This is a genomic window from Paraburkholderia sabiae, assembly GCF_030412785.1.
Lineage (GTDB): Bacteria > Pseudomonadota > Gammaproteobacteria > Burkholderiales > Burkholderiaceae > Paraburkholderia > Paraburkholderia sabiae.
In genome coordinates this window covers 2,116,675-2,135,626 of sequence record NZ_CP125296.1, presented here as the reverse complement: position 1 = coordinate 2,135,626, position 18,952 = coordinate 2,116,675, and the positions used below count along the sequence as shown (strand labels likewise).

Sequence of the window (18,952 nt, the reverse complement as noted above, 5' to 3'; positions counted from 1 at the left end):
AGGCCGCATGTCATTTGTTCGGCAGCGCATAAGCGATCACGTAGTCGCCGAGCTTCGTGCCGAACGAACCGTGTCCGCCCGCGGCGATCACCACGAACTGCTTGCCGTTCGCTTCATAGGTCATCGGCGTGGCCTGGCCGCCGGCGGGCAACCGCGCGCGCCATAGCTCTTCGCCCGTGTCGGTGCTATATGCACGCAGATAGTTGTCGGCCGTCGCGCCGATGAAGAACACGTGTCCCGCCGTCGTCGTCGGGCCGCCGAGCATCGGCATGCCCATCTTGAACGGCAGCGGAACGGGCGCGCTGTCGCGCACGGTGCCGATGCGCTTCTTCCACACGACCTGGTTCGTCTTCAGATCGAGCGCGGCGACGTAACCCCACGCGGGCTCCTTGCAAGGCAAGCCGACGGGCGACAGAAACGGATTCAGCGTCACGCCGAACGGCACGCCGTATTGCGGCTGAACACCCGCTTCCGTACCCGTGCCGCCTTTGTCGTTCGCCGGCGGCTCGATGGGATTGTGCGGGCCGCGCGCCACGAGCCTCGATACGAACGGCAGCGCAATCGGATTCGCTATAGCTAGCTGACGATCGGTGTCGACCGCGAGACCGCCCCATTCGAACATGCCGAGATTGCCGGGGAACACCAGCGTGCCCTGCTCGGACGGCGGCGTGAACGGGCCTTCGTAGCGCAGCCGGTGAAAGATCACGCGACACGCCAGCTGGTCGAACATCGTTGCGCCCCACATGTCCGCGCCCGTCAGGTTCTTCGCGGGTCGGAAGGTGAGTTGCGAGTACGGCTGCGTCGGCGATACGTGGTCGCCTTTCGCCGCGCCTTGCGGCACGGGCTGCTCGGGCGCGGGCACGATCGGCGTACCTGTGCGGCGGTCCAGCACGAAGATGTTGCCCGTCTTCGCGGGCGCGTAGATCGCGGGCACGACGTTGCCGTTGCGGTCGGTGATATCGGCGATGGTCGGTTGCGCGGGCAGGTCCATGTCCCACAGATCGTGATGGACGGTCTGATAGAACCACGCGAGTTTGCCTGTCGACGCATGCAGCGCGAGCAGACCGCTCGCGTAGCGCTCGTACTGCGGCGTGCGATCGCCGCCCCAGATGTCGGGCGTCTTCACGCCCATCGGCAGATAGACGAGATCGAGCTTCGCGTCATAAGCGGCGGGCGCCCACGAATTCGGCGAATTCGGCGTGAACGAATGCTGGTCGTCGGGAATCGTGTTCGGCGTGTCGGAGCCGGGATCGAAGGCCCACACGAGGCGCCCCGTTTCGACATCGAAACCGCGTATCACGCCCGACGGTTCGCGGTTCGAATAATTGTCGGTCACCGATCCCGCCATCACGATGATCTTGTCGGTGACAATGGGCGGCGATGTCGGTTCGTATTCGCCGGAAGTTTTCACCGGTTGTAGCGGCTGCAGATCGAGGTCGCCGTTGTTGCCGAAGCCGGCGCAACGCTGACCCGTCGCGGCATCCAGTTCGAACAGATGGCCGTTGTTGACGGGCAGGAGCACGCGGCGCGAACACGCGGGTAGCGCGCGTTGCGCGGCTGCGTCTTTCGCGGCGGCGGCCGCCGCTGTCTCGTGATACGACACGCCGCGGCAGGTCACGTGCTGGAAGGTCGAGTCTGCCTTCAGGCCCGGATCGAACCGCCACTTCTCTTTGCCCGTTGCTGCGTCGAGTGCGAATAGCAGTTGATGCGGCGAGCACAGATACAACATGTCGCCGACCTTGAGCGGCGTCACTTCGTCGGTGATTTCGACGGGATCGTTGGGGCCTTTCTTGTCGCCCGTCTGGAACGTCCACGCGACCTGCAGATTCTTCACGTTGTCCTGGTTGATCTGCGTGAGCGGCGAATAGCGCGTGCCCGCTTGCGTGCGACCGTAGGCCGTCCAGTCGCCGGGGCGCGAGTCCGGCTGCGTCAGCGATACGGAAGCGTTCTCCGCAACCTTGCCGTTGATTTCCTGTGGATCGTTGAACGCGGCATACGCGAGCGCAACGCCCGTGAGAACGAGGCTGACCACGAGCGCACTGGCGCCGCCGCGCCGCGCGGAAGGATCGAACAGCCGGTAGACGAACGGCAGCAGCAGCCAGATGCCGAACAGCACGAAGATGTCCGTGCGCGGCGCAAGCGCCCAGAAATCGTAGCCCGCTTCGAACACGGCCCAGATCAGCGTGCCGATCAGCAGCAGCGCATAGAGCAACAGCGCAAACCCATTACCGCGATGAATCATCCAGCCGACAGCGAGAAGAACGAGACCGGCAACGATGTAATAGGGCGATCCGCCGATCGTCACGAGCCACACGCCGCCGATCAGCAGATACAGCCCGGACAGCACGGCAAACAGAACACTGAGCCATCGCGCGATGCTCGAAGGCGCTCTATGCGATCTGTGCATTGACGTGCCCGCTTTGTTATCGTCGTTCATGCTGTAAGCCTCCTGTTTCCCGCTTCACTGCGAGCGTTATCGCGCGACGCCTTGTTCAAGATGCTCAAACCATCAAGGCAGTAGCAACGTACGAGCCCGGCCGCTGTGCAATCGAAGCCCGGTCCTTTTAATGATCGTTCACGCCCCTTCAATCCCGCAAACGTTAGCGCGCATAAAATGCAGGCCGCGCGTAGCTTTCATGCCGATAAACGGAAAAGTCCAAGTATTACAGCGTGTTACATGTGCTATCGTTCGGACCTCTTGCGCCCGATACTCGCGCACCATTCGTCACCCTGGCCCTAATGGGCACAGTTGAAAACGGCCGGCCGTCCGGCAACGTAAAGTCTCATGCAAGTCCAAAATGCCCGACGCTGGGCGCCCCGAGGGCCTCGGCGATGGATCGCCGCGATTGCCGCGCTATGCATAGCGAGTTTCGTGCGAATTCTTTTGCACCCGCTGCTCGGTCCCGTGATGCCGGGTACTGCATTCGCCATTGCGGCAGTCCTGATCGAATATTACTTTGGCCTTGCACCCGCGCTGACGGTAATGCTCGCGGGCCTCTGCATCGCCGATTACCTGTTCGTGCCGCCTTACGCCGTCGTGAGCGTCATCAATCGCTCGGATGTGCTGTTCGTCATCTCGTATCCGCTCGTCGCGCTCGTCGTCATTACGCTGGTCGAACGGTTGCGGCGCGCGCAGTTTCGCGCCGAACTGATCACGTCGGTTGCGCAGTCGCGCTACGAGATGCTGCTGCGCCACGACAACGACCGGATGCTGGCGCGCCGCGCCGTCGATGAAACCCATCGGCTGCTGCGTCATCTGTCCCAACACAGCAATTCGTTCGTGCTGATTCAGGCACTGGAGCGTACGCCCGCGTGGGCCGGAAACGACGATGCCGCAGGCTCGGCGACGGGCTCTTCAAGCGCCACGCATGCCGTCGCGCTTCCGCCTGCCGAGATCGCACCCGGTCCGCGTTTCGACGACGTCGAACCCGAAGATGCACGCCGCCTTTCGAATGCATTGTGGCCGGGGCGGCATCGCGTGCGGCTTCGCAGGTCGGCCGCGAGCGCGCACACAACAGCCGCGGGCGCGAACAGTGCAACGGACGACAGCGCGACGCAGCTCGTCGACTGCGTGTGCGAGCGCTTCACGACGCACGCCGGCGATTTCCTCGTGCTGCGCATCGGCGACTGATCCAGATGAAAACCTCCGTCCAGACGATCCTCAATGAAGGCGACGGCCACGCCGTGCTGATGCTGCATGGCCTTTCCAGCTCGCCGCTGGAATTGCGCTATCTCGCACGCTTTCTGAATGACGAAGGCTTCACCACCTGTGTGCCCGTGCTCGAAGGCTATACGGCCGGCTCGCAGGAACAGGCGATGGAGCAATGGCTCGACGCGGCGACGCGCGAATTCGACGCACTGGCCGCGCGCTACGAGCGGGTGTCGATCTGCGGGCTGTCGATAGGCGCAGCGCTCGCCCTCGCGCTCGTGCATCGCCGGCCGCAGGCGCAGGCCGTCGCGCTGCTGTCGCTGACGCTCGCCTACGATGGCTGGGCGATTCCGTGGTATCGCTTCCTGCTGAACTGGGCGTACTACTCGCCGTTGCGTTCGCGCTATCGGTATCGCGAGTCGGCGCCTTATGGACTGCGCAACGACGCACTGCGCGCCAAGATCGCCCGAGCGATGGAGCGCGACGACTTCAGCGAAGTCGGTCCGTCGACGATCTCGCTGCCCGCCCTGCACGAAGCGAGCCGTCTCGCGGCATGCGTGCGTTCGCAGGTGCGCGGCATCCGCAACGATTGCCTGATCGTTCACGCGATCGACGACGAAACGTCGAGCCCGCGCAATCCGCGTTATATCGCTTCGTCGATCGGTTCGACGTTCCTGCGCACGATCTGGCTCGACGATTCCTATCACATGATCACATCCGACAACGAGCGCGAAATCGTTGCGCGCGAAACGGCGCTCTTTCTGCGCGAAAGCGAACTCACGAGCCGAACGGGCGACGCGGGCGGCAAGCCCGTCGTATCGAAGGCGCTCGCGCGGCGGCTTCGGCAGCTTGCAGCAATGGGTAAAGGACGCGCCTGATGACGATGCCGGTTACTTTCAACGCGGTAAGGCGCGTGTGCGCGGCGGCGGCGTTCTCGCTGGCCATTCATCCCGTCGGCGCACTGGCGGGCGACATGCCCGAGGCGTCGTCTTCGCCCGATCTGCCCGATAGCAGCGCACCGGTGAAACCCGCCAGCAAGTGGAAGATCGCGTTCGGACCGGGCGTCGTGATTACGCCGCTGTATCCGGGCTCGCGCGAACTGCGCGCGTTTCCTTACCCTGCGCTCGACATCTCTTACGACGACCGCGTCTTCTCGCAAGGCCCCGATGTGCTGGGCCTGAACGTGATCCGCAGCGAGAACTACCACGTCGGCGCGGCGCTCAGCTTCGACTTTCAATCGCGCCACGAGAAGGACGATCCGCATCTGCATGGGCTGGGCAATGTCGACGGTGGCCCGAAGCTCAAGCTGTTCGCCGACTACACGGTCTGGGCGTTCACCGGCTCGGTCGCGATGTACCAGGATATCGCCGGGCACGGCCAGGGCAAGACGGTCGTCAGCGATCTCTACGCGTCGCTGCCGACGGGCGGCTGGCTGTTCTCCTTCGGCCCCGGCTTCACCTGGGCAGACGCGCTGTACACGCGCACGTTCTTCGGCGTGTCGGCCCAGCAAAGCGCGGCCTCGGGCCTGCCCGCGTACAACACGGGCGCGGGCATCCGCGACGTGCATCTGAACGGCTACGTGAGCTACGACTTTTCTAAACACTGGGTCGGCTCCGTCGCGGTGACGCTCGGGCGTTTGCAGCACTATGCGGCCGCCAGCCCCATCACCGAGCGCAGGACCGAACTGAACACGCTCGCATCCGTGAACTACCGCTTCTAGGCGCATGCACCGGGGTCGCCTTTCGCGACCTTTCGATTTCGATTGTCATTCTCAGCTTCGGCGACCGGCATGCCCGGTTCGTCGATGGATGCGCGCGCACCCATTTCGATCGACCGCGCAGCCGCGCTAGAATATGTCCGCCGCCATTGCAAAGATCCAGAAAGCGACGGAACGATATGAGCAACCGTGACGCAAAGCCGTTAGTCAATCAGCCTCTCGACGCAGCCGGAGATGCTGCGAGTCCCGCCAGCCTGATTGCGCTGTTGAATGAAGATCTCGCCGACAGCCGGGCCTTGCACGATCTTTCGCTGCACATGCTGGTCGAACACGAGCCGTCGGCGCTCTACGGCCGGATCGTGAAGGCCGCCATGCAGCTCCTGCATTCCGACTTCGCCAGTTTGCAGATGATTTCCACCGACGCAGCCGGTCAGCAGAAACTCGACCTGATCGCCCATTGCGGCTTCACGCTGGCGGCGGCGGAACACTGGCGCAACGTCGACGTCGACTCGACGACGAGCTGCGGATTCGCACTGGCAACGGGCCAGCGCGTGATCGTCCCGGATGTGGATACCTGTCCGGATTTCGCCGATACCATCGATCTCGAGGTGTACCACGAGACGGGCATCCGCGCGATGCAGACCACGCCGCTGCACTCGCGCGACGGCGCGCTGATCGGCATGCTGTCCACGCATTGGGCGCACGCATACGAGCCGAACGCAAGGCAACTCCGTTTGCTCGACATCCTTGCACGCGAAGCCGCGAGCCTGATCGAGCGCACGCGGGCCGAAGCGCTGCTGCGGGAAAGCGAGGCGCGGCTGCAGCACATGGATCGCATGAAAGACCAGTTTCTCGCGACGCTCGCGCACGAGTTGCGCAACCCCCTCGCGCCCATTCGCAACGGCTTGCAGATCCTGCGTCTGAACCAGACGCCGCCGGGCGCGACGCGGGTGTTCGAAATGCTCGATCGTCAGCTCGATCACATGGTCCGGCTGGTGGACGACCTGATGGAAGTGGCGCGGATCAACAACGGCGCGATCCAGTTGCATCGGCGGCACACGGATCTGTCGGCTGTCTTGCAGGCTGCCGTCGAACTGAGCCGTTCGGCCGTCGAGAAAGCCGGCCACACGTTGACCGTCGACGTCGCGCCCGGTCCCGTCCGCATAAATGGCGACGAAGTGCGGCTCGCGCAGGTCTTCTCGAACCTGATCAACAACGCCGCGAAATATACGCCGCCGGGCGGCGACATCCACGTCTCCGTCACGCTGCAAAACGATCGCGCGACCGTGCGCGTCAAGGACAGCGGGATCGGCTTCACGGCAGAAGAACAGTCGCTGCTGTTCACGCTCTTCGGCCGCTTGCAGCCGCAGACGCAAGGCGACGGCCTCGGCATCGGACTCGCGCTGGCGAAGAAGCTGGTCGAGTTGCACGGCGGGACGATCTCCGCAGCCAGCGACGGCCGGAACAAGGGCAGCTGTTTCTCCGTTTCGCTACCCGTCGACGAAGCGAGCGATGCGTCCGAACCCGTGGCGCCCGTCCAGGAACTCGCGAAATTCGACAGCCAGCGCGTGCTCGTCGTCGACGACAACCGCGATGCCGCGGACAGCCTCGCCGAACTGCTGCGTGTCCTCGGATGCGAGAGCGTGGTGTTCTACGACGGCGCGCAGGCGCTCGAAGCGCTCGATGGTTTCGCGCCGACTATCGCATTCATCGACCTCGGCATGCCGGGCATGGATGGCTATCAGTTCGCGCAGCAGATCCGCACGCGCGGTGGCTCCACCAACCTGCGGCTGATCGCCCTGACAGGATGGAGCCAGCCGGAAGACCGCGCGCGCAGCGACAGCGCGGGTTTCGATCAGCATCTGACCAAGCCCGTCAACCTCGTTCAACTGACGGATGTGCTGGCGGACGGACGCCGCTTCGACGCGGACGCCGCAAGCGCCGACGCATAACGCCACCTACCCGCGCCAGAGCGAAGCCTTGGCCCGGAGCGTTTCGATGGCGAGATCGAGGAACGCGCGAACTTTCTGATTCGCGTGCTTGCCCTCGCGATGCACGACATGAACGGGCAGCGTCGCGAGTTCGTAATCGGCGAGCACGACGCGCAACGTGCCGTTCGCCAGTTCCTGCGCGATCTGATACGACAGCACGCGCAAGATGCCGAGTCCCGCCAGCGCCGCCGAGATCGCCGAGTCGTTCGTGGTGGTCACGAGGCGCGGCTGGATCGGCACGGTCAGCGGCTTGCCGTCCACCTGAAAGCGCCATTCCGGCGCGGGCGTGAGGCCCGTCGCCTGAATCGCGACGTGCGACGCGAGATCGTCGGGATGCTGCGGAACGCCATGCGCCTGCAGATAAGCCGGCGACGCGCACAGCACGCGTCGCACATTACCCACGGCGATCGCCTGCAACGAAGAACTCGGTAACTCGCCGATGCGGATCGCCACGTCCGCGCCTTCATCGACGAGATTCACGATGCGGTCCATGAACCAGCAATTGAGGCTGACGGCGGGATAGCGCGTCAGATAGTCCTGCGCGATGGGCGTGATGTACATCTTGCCGAACAGGACGGGCGCCGTCACCGTCAGCTGGCCGCGCGGCGTCGCGTTGGCGCCGGCGGCGGAAAGCTCGGCGGCGTCGACCTCGGCGAGGATGCGCCGGCAATCTTCGAAGAACGATGCACCTGCATCCGTCATCCGCACGACGCGCGTGGTGCGCGTCAACAGACGCACGCCAAGATGTTCTTCGAGTTCCGTCATCACGCGGCTGATGACCGACGGCGACACGTTGAGCTTGCGTGCCGCCGACGCGAAGCCTTCCGTCTCGACCACGGTCACGAAAGTGGTCATTGCCTGAAGCCTGTCCATGGCTGAAGAGATGAACGCAGATGCCAAAAGCATAGCAGCGTTTCGCAGCGTGCCAGGCGCGACGGCGCTCACAGATCGAGCAGCAGACGATCGCCGCCGCCCGATTCGGTATTCGCGGGAACCGCACAGCAGATCAGCGCTTCGTCGTCCGGCACCTGAAATTCCGGCGCGACAGCGTAAGCGACGGTGCCTTCGACGATGCGCGTGCGGCACGTGCCGCAACTGCCGCCGCGGCAACCGAATTCGGGATTCAGTCCGCGCGCTTCCGCAAGTTCCAGCAGTGAGCCGCTCTCCGGACTCCAGCGCGCTTCCTTGCCCGACTTCACGAATGCAACGGGCACGGGCTTGTCGGCCGCGACGCGCACGGGGCCTGTCGCAGCGGCGGCATCTTTCCTGCGCTGCAATCCGGACGGACCGAACGCCTCGGCATGAATGCGGTTGTCCGCGACGTTGAGATCGCGCAAGCCGTCGTACATCGACTGCATGAATGCCGATGGTCCGCAGAGATAGAAGTCGTAGTCGTCGAAGGGCAGTGTGTCGCGCAGCAGCTGGATATCGATCCGGCCCGCCACGTCGAAGTCTTTCTCTTCGCGCGCGCCGTCGATATCGCTCAACGCGCGCACGACTTTCACCGCGCCCTTCGCGGACGCGGCAAGCTGTTCGATCTCGCGGCCGAATGCGCGCTCTTTCAGCGAGCGCGCCGAATGGAAGAACCATGTCGGACGCACACGCCGCGTGCGCAGCCCTTCGTAGACGATGTGCCGGAGCATCGCGAGCATCGGCGTCACGCCGACACCGGCCGCGAGCAGCACGGCGGGACGGCGCTCGTGGGCGTCGATCGTGAACTGTCCAGCGGGCGCGCGCGCTTCGACGATGCTGCCGATCCGCAGCGTATCGTGCAGATGCGACGACACGAGTCCGTCGCGCTTTACGCTGATCCGATAGAGTCCGTCGGCGGGCGCAGTGGACAGCGTATAGGTGCGAATGACAGGCTTGTCGTGACCCGGAAGCATCACGCGAATGGGCAGATGCTGACCGGCGACATGCGCGACGAGCCCCGCGCCGTCCGCCGGTTCGAGATGGAATGAACGGATAACCGAGCTTTCGTCGACCACGTTCGTCACCTTGAACGGCCTCCACGCGTTCGCGAGTTCGGCGGCCTTCAGGCGGCTCGCCGCTTCGTCCCAGCTGCCCGTCATCAGCGAATTCGGCGACCAGCCGTTCGCCTGAAACTTCCAGCGCAGCGGCAACGCGCCCGCGCGATAGAGAATGCGTCGCGGCGTGAAATGCCACAGCCGCTCCGCGCCCTGAAACGCGGCGATTTCCGGCGAGTCGAGATCGACGGTGGCTTCGCCCGTCAGTTGCAGCAGGTCGCCCGTTTCGAAGTCGGCGAACACGAGCCCTGCGCGCGGATTCACGAGGAAGTTGCCGAGCGTCGCGAAGAACAGGTTGCCCGCGAAGTCGGGAATGGTCAGCCTGCCGTCGTCGCCGATGCGCACGAAGCCGGCCTTGCCGCCGCGATGCGACACGTCGACCTGGCGGCGCGCGTCATCGCCGACGTATGACGCGACGAAGAACGTGTCCGCCGCTTCGATCATCGCGCGGGCGCGGCCGCTCAGACTGTCGAATGTTTTGGGCGCGATGTCGGAGAACACGGCGGGATCGCGAATGAACTCGAAATCGCGGGCCTGAATGTATTGCGGGCAATTGCCGAAGCTTTGCGCGACGTCGATATCGAAACCTTGGGCCGTCCAGTTGCGCACGACGCCGTTCATGCGATTGCGGCGGCGCGTATGCAGTTCGATGCCGAGCAGACCGATGCCCGCACCTTCGTGGAGTCCCTGCGCTGCGGGGTCGTGCGGATCGGCGGCGAGATCGACGTGCAGAATCTTGTCGGTCGGCGCATGCATGAAACCTGGCTGACCCGCGACCAGCGTTGCCCACACGTCGCCGTCGTTATCCACGGCACCCGCGACGATGAACGGCAACTGTCTGAAGAACGTGCGATGCTGGTCGGGCATGTAGTTGCGCACCACGCGGCGGCCGAGTTCCTGCATCTTCCCGACCACGCCGACCTTTTCCTGCAATGCGACTTCGCCTGCATGCCAGGGCGATCCGCTGTCCGTCGATACCGTGTTCATGATCCGTCTCCCACGCTTAGGGGACAGGGAAGCCGCGCTGTCGGCCTCCCGGTGACTGACTCCGACCCGCTCAGGCGGCGAGGCCGACAGGCGTCTTCGCGAACTCGACGAAACCGGGCAGCGCTTCGATACGGCGCAGCCACGCATTGACGTTCGGGTAGAAGGACAGATCGACGTTGCCTTCCGGCGCACGCGCGATGTAGCTGTAGAGCGCGACGTCGGCGATCGTCGGATGCGGCTGCGCGATGAATTCGCGACCGGCCAGCTCTTCGTCGATCAGCTTGAGGACGCGATGCGCGCGCGCAATCAGTTCTTCGGCGTTGTATTTTGCGCCGAACACGGTGATCAGTCGCGCGGCGGCCGGGCCGAATGCGATCTCGCCCGCCGCGACGGACAGCCAGCGCTGTACGGCAGCTTCGAGTGCCGGCGTTTGCGGCAGCCAGTCGCTCTTGCCGGACTTGCGGGCGAGGTACACCAGAATCGCGTTCGAATCGGCGATATGGACGTCGCCGTCGACCAGCACGGGCACCTGGCCGAAGCGGTTCAACTTCAGGAATTCGGCAGATTTATGCTCGGCAGCGGCGAGATCGACTTCGATCAGTTCATGCTCGGTGCCGAGCAGCGACAGGAACAGGCGGGCGCGATGCGAGTGGCCGGAGAGCGGATGATAGTAGAGCTTCATGGCGTTTTCCTTCGGTCGGAGGTGACTGGGGAATCCAGATCACTTGAGAACGAAGTCTAGGGACGTGCCGCTCGCGACAGAATCCCTCGCCAGGTCAATTCATACTTCTCGAAACGCGAACGGTGGCGAACGGTGACTACCGTGGCTCACGCGCCCAGCTTGAAGAAGCCGACCGTCGCGTTCAGATCCTTGCCCTGCGTGCTGAGCGATTCGGAGGCGGCGGCAATTTCCTCCACGAGCGCGGCATTCTGCTGGGTCGACTGATCCATCAACGACACAGCCTGATTGACCTCGCCGATTGCACGGCTTTGCTCGCGGGCGGAATCGGCGATTTCGCTGGTAATGGTAGCGACGTTGGAGATCGCGTCGGTCAGTTCGGCGATTGTCTTGCCAGCGAGATTGACCTGTTCGGCGCCTGCCTGGACATTGCCGACGGACGCTTCCAGCAAGGCCTTGATCTCTTTGGCCGCGCCCGTCGAGCGCTGCGCGAGGTTGCGGACTTCGGCGGCGACAACGGCGAAGCCGCGGCCGCTTTCGCCCGCTCGCGCGGATTCGACGGCGGCGTTCAACGCGAGAATGTTGGTCTGAAACGCGATGCCTTCGATCATGGCCACAATGCCGACGATCCGGCCCGACTGCTCGACGGCGGCATTCATCGTTTTCGCCGCAGCCGAGACGGCCTCGTTGCCGCGCCGCGCCACATCCACGGCGCCTGACGCGACGGCGTTGGCGTTCTTCGCCTGATCGGCGGTGCCGCGCACCGTGCCCGCCAGTTCTTCCATGCTGGCCGCCGTTTGCTGGATCGAGGCCGCCTGTTGTTCGGTGCGCGACGACAGATCGAGATTGCCCGCCGACACCTCGCTCGCCGCCAGTTCGAGATGACGGCTGTTCGTCATGACTTTCAGCAACACGCCATGCAGCTTTTCGACGAAGGCGTTGAACTGCTTCGCGAGATGACCGACTTCGTCGTTGCCCAGCTGCGGCAGACGGCGCGTCATGTCGCCGTCGCCGGCCGCGATTTCATGCATCGAGCTGGCGAGATTGCGGATGGGATCGGTCATCCGGCGACCCAGCGCAACCATGATCAGCACGGCGACGACGAGCACCAGCAAGCCCATCGCGATCAGCGTCCAGGTGAGCCGGTTGGCAGCCGCCATCATTTCCGATTCGGGCACGAGCGCATAGTACTTCCAGCCGTTCTTCGGCGACGTATAAATGAACGACTGATATTCGACGCCGTCCATCCGGATGCGCACGAGTCCATCTGACGCATCGGACAATTGTTCGTAGCCGCCGCCCAGACTCTTCAGTTCCTTGAACTCGTGTTTCTTCTCGCGCGGGTCGATGAGCACTTTGCCGCTGCTATCCGTGACGAGCAGATAACCCGTTTTGCCGAACTGGATGCCGCTTGTGAGCCGCGCGAAGTCGTCGAGCGAGATGTCGCCTTCGAGTGCGCCGAGAATCTCGCCCTTGCTGTCTTTCACGACGCGCGCGAACGAAATAATCGCGCCGCCCGAACCCGCTGCGCTGAGATACGGCGCGGGCCGCACGACGCGATCGGGTGCCGTCATCGCCAGCTGATACCACGGCCGCACGCGCGGATCGTAGTGCTCGCCGTTGAGGCTCTCGATCGGCCATTGCACGTAACCGCCCCAGCGCGTGCCGATGTCGAGATAACGCATGTTCGGATGCGTGTCGCCGAAATCCTTGAGCAGCGCGAAGATCGTCTTTTCGATTTCGCCGTTCTTGTCCGGCGTCATCTGACCGCCGTGATTCAGATAGTCGGTAATGCTCTGATCGGCTGCTTTGAGCTGCGCCGTTTGCGTGAGATACGTGAGGTTTTGTTCGACCTCCTTGAAGTTCACATCGAGCGATTCGTCGGCCTGAACGATGCGCGCGCGACTGGACTGCTCGAATTCGTCGACGGCCTGGTGACGCACGTTGAGTGCGCCGACGGATGTGAGAAGAAGAACCGTGACTGCGAGCGCGGCACCCGATGCCGCGCTGAACTTGAATGCGATCGAACCAGTAAGCTTCACCATGACCTCTGCCAATGTCGAACTGCAACCCGATATCGTCTCGCTGCGCGCTGAAAACGAAGCGATGCGCGCTGAGGATTACGTTGGTTGTCGGCTGATATCGGGCTGCCTTGAGCAGAACGGGTGATGAACTCGATAAATATTCTTCGAGGCTTTTTTCGTGTCGTTTCAGGTAGAAAACGTGTCGTTATTCCGATGATGAAGGCGCGCTTCGTGCATTAGAAAACCGGCTTAAACGGGCGCACTCGTTTCGTGCAGGAAAGGCGTGATATTGCGCAGCGCGCGCGAAACGTAATCCTCTTTTTCACCGACAGGCGCAACGTAATGAAGTGCATCCGACACAGCATCGATACCTTCGAATCGCGCAATCACCCATGCCGCAAGATACTGTGAAGCGAGACATCCGCCTGCCGTCGCGAGATTGCCTCTTGCGAAGAACGGCTGGTTCAGAACATCGACGCCCGCTTCTTCGACCCACGGCTTCGTCGTGAGGTCGGTGCAGGCGGGCACGTCGTCGAGCAGCCCCAGCTTCGCCAGCACGAGCGTGCCGGAACACTGCGCGCCCAATAGTTGCCGCGTTGGATCGAACTGCATCTGCGACATCAGCGCAGGATCGGCGACGACGTCGCGCGTCAATTTCCCGCTGCCCACAAGCACGGCATCGGCAGCGTTCGCTTCACGCAAGGAAATATGACCTTCGACCGTCACACCGTTCATCGACGTGACGCGCTTTTGCGGCGTCGCAATCGACACGCGCCAGTCCGGCTTCTTGATGCGGTTGAGAATGCCGAGCGCAATGAACGAATCGAGTTCGTTGAAGCCTTCGAACGTCAGAATGGCGATATGCATGATGGTCCGCGCGATGAGGTGTGTGGGGTGAACACATGCTAGGCGCAGGCAGCATTACAATCAAATAATTGTCATGGATACATCTGCCTGCCTCTGCTTATGGCTCAACTCCGGTACAAGGCGCTAGTCGACAAATACGCCACCGATATCCGTTCTGGCCGCCTGCCTGCGGGTACGCGCCTGCCGACGCATCGCGAGCTTGCTGCAAAGCACGGCTTCGCGCTCGTCACGGCAACGCGTGTCTATGCCGAACTCGCGGCGATGGGGCTCGTGAGCGGCGAGACGGGACGCGGCACGTTCGTTCGCGAGATTTCCTTGCCGCCGAGGCAAGGCATCGATCAGTTCGCGCTGGCGGCGGGCATGGTCGACCTCAACTTCAACTATCCGGCGCTGCCCGGCCAGGCCGATCTGCTGCGCGCTGCATTGCGTCAGCTTGCGGCATCCGGCGATCTGGAAAGCCTGCTGCGTTATCAGCCGCACGGCGGACGCCAGCACGAGCGCGCGGCCGTGGCGCGGCATCTGGCGTGGCGTGGGCTCGACGTCGGTTGGGAACAGGTGTCGCTCGTGAATGGCGCGCAAGCCGGGCTGGCGGCGACTGTCATGGCGCTGCTGCGTCCCGGCGACGTGGTCGCCGTCGATGCGTTGACGTATCCGGGATTCAAGATCATGGCCGAGGCTTTCCGCCTCGAACTCGCGCCGATTCCCGCCGCTGCGCAAGGCCCCGATCTCGATGCACTCGAACGCCTGTGTGCGAGCCGCCGCGTAAAAGCCGTGTACGTGATGCCGACGATGCACAATCCGCTCGGCTGGGTGATGAGCGCGCACCGACGCAAGCAGCTGGTGTCGATCGCGCGGCGGCACGGGCTGCTGATCATCGAAGACGCGGCCTACGCGTTTCTCGTCGACAAGCCGCCTGCGCCACTGGCGGCGCTCGCGCCGGAGACGACCGTCTACGTGTCGGGGCTATCGAAGAACGTGGCGACGGGCCTGCGCGTCGGCTTTGTGGTTGCGCCGGAGCGATCGATGAAGGCGATCGAACAGGCCATCCGCGCGACGACCTGGAACACGCCTGGCGTGATGACCGCGATCGCTTGCGCGTGGCTCGACGACGGCACCGTGAAGCGGCTCGAAACGGAGAAACATCGTGACGCGAAGATCCGTCAGACGATGGCCGCCGAAGTGCTCGACGGCCTGCCATGCGTGCGTCATCCCGCATCGTATTTCGTCTGGCTGCCGCTGTCGGAAGACGTGCGCGCCGATCAGGTCGCAGCAGCGCTGATGCGCGAACACATCTCCGTCTCGACTGCCGAGCCTTATGCGACCTCGCATCATGTGCCGCATGCCGTGCGTCTCGCGTTGGGTTCCGTCGAACTCGACGTGCTGCGGGAATCGTTGAAGAAGGTCAGGCAGGTGATCGGCGATTACGCCTATTGAACAGCAGACTAGGCGCGTTCCCGTACCAGTGCCAGATGCTTCTTCGACGTATTAACGGGTTCGGCGCCGCGGATCAGGCTCATCGCTTCCGCGCGCGTCGCGACACACGGACCCGAACCGGGCAGCGGCTTGCGAGCCGTTTCCCGCAGCGCGAGCACCGACACGATACCGACGATCGACGCAGCCATCAGATAGTACGCGGGCATCATTGCATCGCCGGTACGATCGACGAGCCACGCGGCGACGAGCGGCGTCGTGCCGCCGAACAGCGATACCGACACGTTGAAGCCGATCGCCAGCGCGCTATAGCGTATCTTCGTCGGGAAGAGAGCAGGCAGCGACGACGGCATCACGCCCGTGAACGTCGACAGCAGCGCGCCGAGAATCAGCAGACCGCCGAAAACGGGCAGCACGGCACCCGTGCGGATCAGCAGCAGCGCGGGAATCGACAGCGCGAACAGACCCACGCAACCGAGCAGCATCACCGGCTTACGGCCAATGCGATCCGACAGATGGCCCGCGTACAGTGTCATCGGCATCATCAGGACCATCACGGCCAGCACGAGGAACAGACCGTGCGATTCGTTGAAGTGGAGCGTGGCGGAAAGATAGCTCGGCAGATACGACAGCGCCATGTAGTCGGTGACGTTGAAGATCAGCACGAGGCCGACGCACTGAAGCAGCGGCTTCCATTGTTGTGCGAGCAGTTCCATGAAGCTCTGCTTCGGGCGCGACTTCTCATCCGCTTCACGCGCTTCGGCTTCTTTCTTGAACGCGGGCGTTTCTTCGAGCTTCATCCGGATGTACAGGCCGACCAGACCCAACGGCCCCGCGATGAAGAACGGCACGCGCCAGCCCCACGACAGCAGAGCTTCCTGCGACAGCGACGCCGTCAGAACCGCAACCGTCCCGGCGCCGAGGATATAACCGACCAGCGTGCCGAATTCGAGGAAGCTGCCTGCGAAACCGCGTCGGCGGTCGGTTGCGAACTCAGCGATGAACGTGGCCGCACCGCCGTATTCACCGCCCGTCGAAAAGCCCTGCACGAGACGCGCAACGAGCAGCAATGCCGGAGCGAGAATCCCGATCGAGCCGTAGCTCGGAATCAGACCGATCGCGAACGTACCGAGAGCCATCATGATCATCGTCATCGCGAGCACGCGCTGCCGGCCGATCCGGTCGCCGAGCGGACCGAACACCATGCCGCCGATCGGGCGCACGAGGAACGCGGCCGCGAACGTGCCGAACGTCGCAATCAGCTGCGCCGAAGGGCTGCTCGAAGGAAAGAACACTTTGCCGAGGGTGACGGCGATGTAGCTGTACACGCCGAAGTCGAACCATTCCATCGCGTTGCCGAGCGCCATCGCGCCGACGGCACGTTTGAGAAGCGAGTGATCAACGATCGTGATGTCTTCGAGCTTAAGACGCGAACTCGAAGAATGGCGCTTTGCGACGCGCGCTTGCGAACGGCTCATTGACACACTCCTGACATGGCATGGCGAACCCGCGAAATACGGCAGGTATCCGGGCGGCATATGCCGGTCGAATCATCGGGCGCCAGTTGGCTTCGGAACGCCTCGACGTCGAAACAGGCGCAGCGGAACAACACGCGGGCACGCGACGTCAGGCAAGATCATTGGCTAGAGTTTGCTGACAGGCAGGGCGTGGCGTTGTCGCTCATGCGTCCGGAAACCGGCAGAAAACGACAGCGGCGGATCGAAGCGGTTCCACCTCGATGTCGCGATAGTTCAAGCCGTCTGGCATCGCTCTTGCTCGTCACTTTGCTCCGGGACGGCTCTCTCGCGCCGCACCCGCTTCGGACGTGCTTCTTCTGATCGGCATTGCACGTATGCGCCTTTTCGTCATGTAAAGGAGGGAAACGATGAACGGTCGTTTCGACAAAAGGGCGCTTGCGGGCTGCATCGTGATGGGCGGTCTCGCGCTCGCGGCAGTCGTGCTGCATATCGAGTCGAACGCACTCTCGGACCTCTGGCCGTTCCATCATGAAGACGTTTCGATGACAGACGATCCGCAGAATGCGCCACCTCCCCTCAACGATGCACCGCCCGTCGCGGCTCGCGACGACACCTCCGACGCCGACATCGCCTTCGTCCTCCAGGCCGTCACCGACAATCTGCAACGCAACGATCTGACGACCGCCAAGGTTCTGCTCGACGAAGTGCTCGCGGTTCACAGCGATCTGCCGCAAGCGCTGGCGCTCCAGCAGGAATTGCGTGTGCGCGAAGCGAGAGCGGCGCACGCGAAGCCGCCCGTCATGGTCGCCACCAGCGACAACGCCCGGCTTCCCGCTCCAATCGAAACTCGCGAAACGGAAACGCGTTCGACAGCGAGCCAGCAGGATAGAAGCGTACGAAGCAGGCAGGTCGCTTCGCACGGAACGGAGCATGGGAAATCGCACCGGGCTCTCGGCGCGGCGCAGCGCAAACACACGGCGGCCGCGAACGGACGCCCCAAGACGCGCGCCGAGGTGGTCGCGGAATTGAGGCGTGCTCGCGCCAACGGAACGATGCCGAACTTCGGCGGCCGGCAACGGTAGCTCGTTGCTTGCCTACGTTCAAACGGCGGGCGTCGGCGCGTGCTGACTGATGACACCCGCCGACTTCAGTTCGCGCCACAGTTCGGCGGGAAGCGGTTGCGCGGCGAGCGCACGGTTCTCCGCGATGCGTTCGGGACGGCTCGCACCCGGAATGACGCCGGCCACGGCGGGATGCGCGAGCGAGAACTGCAACGCGACGGCGCGAATATCCACGCCGAAGCGTTCGCAGATTGCCTTGATCTGTGCGACGCGATCGATCATGGTCTGCGGCGCCTTCTGATACTCGTAGTGCGTGCCGCCCGCCAGCAGCCCCGAGTTATACGGACCGCCGACGATAATCCCGAGTCCGCGTTCCGCCGCCGCGGGCATCAGCTTCTCGAGCGCGGCAGTGTGATCGAGCAACGTATAGCGACCCGCCAGAAGAAAGCCATCCGGGTCGGCCTGTTCGAGCGCCAGCACGCACGGTTCGACGCGGTTCACGCCGAGTCCCCAGGCCTTGATGACGCCTTCGTCGCGCAGACGCGTCAGCGCTTTCGCCGCGCCCGACATCGCGATGTCGAATACGTCGCGCCATTGTTCGCCGTGGAAATCGACGGCAGGGTCGTGAATCCACACATAGTCGAGACGATCGGTGCGCAGACGTTCGAGACTCTCTTCGATCGAGCGCAGCGTGCCCGATTCCGTGTAGTCGTAGACGATCCGGTTCGGCAGGCCGTGCTCGAAGAGACCGCCTTTTTCGCCGAGATCGCGCTGTGCCGTCGATTCGTGTTCGTCGAGGATCAGGCGTCCAACTTTGGTGCCGATCAGGTATTGGTCGCGCGGAAAAGCCTCCAATGCTTCGCCGAGCCGCAGTTCGGCCAGGCCCGCGCCATAGAGCGGCGCGGCGTCGAAGTAGCGGATGCCGCTGTCCCAGGCGGCCTGCACCGTGGCGATCGCTTCGTCGTGCGGGATGTCGCGATACATGTTGCCGAGCGGCGCGGTGCCGAAGCCGATGCGTGAGGGAAGATCGATTCGCATGAT

Annotated in this window: 15 protein-coding genes; 7 read left to right on the top strand and 8 right to left on the bottom strand. The window is 63.6% G+C overall.

The window, feature by feature from the left end:
• Positions 1–10 precede the first annotated feature (10 nt).
• Positions 11–2,407, bottom strand: coding sequence for a glucose/quinate/shikimate family membrane-bound PQQ-dependent dehydrogenase (locus tag QEN71_RS39025; protein ID WP_201649723.1), 2,397 nt, complete (start codon positions 2,405–2,407; stop codon positions 11–13).
• 378 nt (positions 2,408–2,785) lie between these two features.
• Here QEN71_RS39025 and QEN71_RS39020 point away from each other — a divergent pair, with 378 nt between their 5' ends.
• The 4 genes from QEN71_RS39020 to QEN71_RS39005 all read left to right on the top strand — a co-directional run bounded on the left by QEN71_RS39020 (position 2,786) and on the right by QEN71_RS39005 (position 7,318).
• Positions 2,786–3,631: a DUF4118 domain-containing protein gene (locus QEN71_RS39020; protein WP_201649637.1), complete on the top strand. Its 846-nt coding sequence runs from the start codon at positions 2,786–2,788 to the stop codon at positions 3,629–3,631.
• A 5-nt stretch (positions 3,632–3,636) separates the two neighbouring features.
• Positions 3,637–4,527, top strand: a complete 891-nt coding sequence (locus QEN71_RS39015; RefSeq protein WP_201649638.1) for an alpha/beta hydrolase — start codon at positions 3,637–3,639, stop codon at positions 4,525–4,527.
• Entirely contained in the window at positions 4,527–5,369 is an 843-nt protein-coding gene (locus tag QEN71_RS39010; protein ID WP_201649639.1) for a MipA/OmpV family protein, read from the top strand. The genes QEN71_RS39015 and QEN71_RS39010 overlap by 1 nt, the downstream gene beginning before the upstream one ends.
• A 176-nt stretch (positions 5,370–5,545) precedes the next feature.
• The gene (locus tag QEN71_RS39005) at positions 5,546–7,318 is read left to right on the top strand and encodes a hybrid sensor histidine kinase/response regulator (protein WP_201649640.1); all 1,773 of its coding nucleotides are present in this window, start codon (positions 5,546–5,548) and stop codon (positions 7,316–7,318) included.
• 6 nt (positions 7,319–7,324) lie between these two features.
• Here QEN71_RS39005 and QEN71_RS39000 read toward each other — a convergent pair whose 3' ends face one another.
• The 4 genes from QEN71_RS39000 to QEN71_RS38985 all read right to left on the bottom strand — a co-directional run bounded on the left by QEN71_RS39000 (position 7,325) and on the right by QEN71_RS38985 (position 13,092).
• Complete coding sequence (locus QEN71_RS39000; protein ID WP_201649641.1) at positions 7,325–8,230, bottom strand: LysR family transcriptional regulator; 906 nt, start codon at positions 8,228–8,230, stop codon at positions 7,325–7,327.
• Between the two features lie 68 nt (positions 8,231–8,298).
• Complete coding sequence (locus tag QEN71_RS38995) at positions 8,299–10,371, bottom strand: 2Fe-2S iron-sulfur cluster-binding protein (RefSeq protein WP_201649642.1); 2,073 nt, start codon at positions 10,369–10,371, stop codon at positions 8,299–8,301.
• A gap of 70 nt (positions 10,372–10,441) precedes the next feature.
• A complete protein-coding gene (locus QEN71_RS38990) occupies positions 10,442–11,053 on the bottom strand; it encodes a glutathione S-transferase family protein (RefSeq protein WP_201649643.1) in 612 nt (203 codons plus the stop codon).
• Positions 11,054–11,199: 146 nt separating this feature from the next.
• Positions 11,200–13,092: a methyl-accepting chemotaxis protein gene (locus QEN71_RS38985; RefSeq protein WP_201649724.1), complete on the bottom strand. Its 1,893-nt coding sequence runs from the start codon at positions 13,090–13,092 to the stop codon at positions 11,200–11,202.
• 1 nt (position 13,093) lies between these two features.
• On the opposite strand from QEN71_RS38985, the gene QEN71_RS38980 reads away from it, so the two are divergent.
• The gene (locus tag QEN71_RS38980; RefSeq protein ID WP_267909481.1) at positions 13,094–13,219 is read left to right on the top strand and encodes a hypothetical protein; all 126 of its coding nucleotides are present in this window, start codon (positions 13,094–13,096) and stop codon (positions 13,217–13,219) included.
• A gap of 104 nt (positions 13,220–13,323) precedes the next feature.
• On the opposite strand, the gene QEN71_RS38975 is transcribed toward QEN71_RS38980, so the two are convergent.
• Positions 13,324–13,941, bottom strand: a complete 618-nt coding sequence (locus tag QEN71_RS38975; protein ID WP_201649644.1) for a DJ-1/PfpI family protein — start codon at positions 13,939–13,941, stop codon at positions 13,324–13,326.
• A 99-nt stretch (positions 13,942–14,040) separates the two neighbouring features.
• On the opposite strand from QEN71_RS38975, the gene QEN71_RS38970 reads away from it, so the two are divergent.
• Positions 14,041–15,375, top strand: a complete 1,335-nt coding sequence (locus QEN71_RS38970) for an aminotransferase-like domain-containing protein (RefSeq protein ID WP_201649645.1) — start codon at positions 14,041–14,043, stop codon at positions 15,373–15,375.
• A gap of 8 nt (positions 15,376–15,383) precedes the next feature.
• Here the strand turns inward: QEN71_RS38970 and proP are convergent, their stop codons facing one another.
• Positions 15,384–16,850, bottom strand: coding sequence for a glycine betaine/L-proline transporter ProP (proP, locus tag QEN71_RS38965; RefSeq protein WP_201649646.1), 1,467 nt, complete (start codon positions 16,848–16,850; stop codon positions 15,384–15,386).
• A 407-nt stretch (positions 16,851–17,257) separates the two neighbouring features.
• Here proP and QEN71_RS38960 point away from each other — a divergent pair, with 407 nt between their 5' ends.
• Positions 17,258–17,932, top strand: a complete 675-nt coding sequence (locus QEN71_RS38960) for a DUF4148 domain-containing protein (protein WP_201649647.1) — start codon at positions 17,258–17,260, stop codon at positions 17,930–17,932.
• A gap of 18 nt (positions 17,933–17,950) precedes the next feature.
• On the opposite strand, the gene QEN71_RS38955 is transcribed toward QEN71_RS38960, so the two are convergent.
• Positions 17,951–18,949: an aldo/keto reductase gene (locus QEN71_RS38955; RefSeq protein WP_201649648.1), complete on the bottom strand. Its 999-nt coding sequence runs from the start codon at positions 18,947–18,949 to the stop codon at positions 17,951–17,953.
• Between the last annotated feature and the right edge of the window lie 3 nt (positions 18,950–18,952).

Excerpts from the sequence above, each read along its gene's own strand:
- QEN71_RS39025 (WP_201649723.1), bottom strand. The coding sequence starts at position 2,407 with ATGCACAGATCGCATAGAGCGCCTTCGAGCATCGCGCGATGGCTCAGT.
- QEN71_RS39020 (WP_201649637.1), top strand. The coding sequence starts at position 2,786 with ATGCAAGTCCAAAATGCCCGACGCTGGGCGCCCCGAGGGCCTCGGCGA.
- QEN71_RS39015 (WP_201649638.1), top strand. The coding sequence starts at position 3,637 with ATGAAAACCTCCGTCCAGACGATCCTCAATGAAGGCGACGGCCACGCC.
- QEN71_RS39010 (WP_201649639.1), top strand. The coding sequence starts at position 4,527 with ATGACGATGCCGGTTACTTTCAACGCGGTAAGGCGCGTGTGCGCGGCG.
- QEN71_RS39005 (WP_201649640.1), top strand. The coding sequence starts at position 5,546 with ATGAGCAACCGTGACGCAAAGCCGTTAGTCAATCAGCCTCTCGACGCA.
- QEN71_RS39000 (WP_201649641.1), bottom strand. The coding sequence starts at position 8,230 with ATGGACAGGCTTCAGGCAATGACCACTTTCGTGACCGTGGTCGAGACG.
- QEN71_RS38995 (WP_201649642.1), bottom strand. The coding sequence starts at position 10,371 with ATGAACACGGTATCGACGGACAGCGGATCGCCCTGGCATGCAGGCGAA.
- QEN71_RS38990 (WP_201649643.1), bottom strand. The coding sequence starts at position 11,053 with ATGAAGCTCTACTATCATCCGCTCTCCGGCCACTCGCATCGCGCCCGC.
- QEN71_RS38980 (WP_267909481.1), top strand. The coding sequence starts at position 13,094 with ATGACCTCTGCCAATGTCGAACTGCAACCCGATATCGTCTCGCTGCGC.
- QEN71_RS38975 (WP_201649644.1), bottom strand. The coding sequence starts at position 13,941 with ATGCATATCGCCATTCTGACGTTCGAAGGCTTCAACGAACTCGATTCG.
- QEN71_RS38970 (WP_201649645.1), top strand. The coding sequence starts at position 14,041 with ATGGCTCAACTCCGGTACAAGGCGCTAGTCGACAAATACGCCACCGAT.
- proP (WP_201649646.1), bottom strand. The coding sequence starts at position 16,850 with ATGAGCCGTTCGCAAGCGCGCGTCGCAAAGCGCCATTCTTCGAGTTCG.
- QEN71_RS38960 (WP_201649647.1), top strand. The coding sequence starts at position 17,258 with ATGAACGGTCGTTTCGACAAAAGGGCGCTTGCGGGCTGCATCGTGATG.
- QEN71_RS38955 (WP_201649648.1), bottom strand. The coding sequence starts at position 18,949 with ATGCGAATCGATCTTCCCTCACGCATCGGCTTCGGCACCGCGCCGCTC.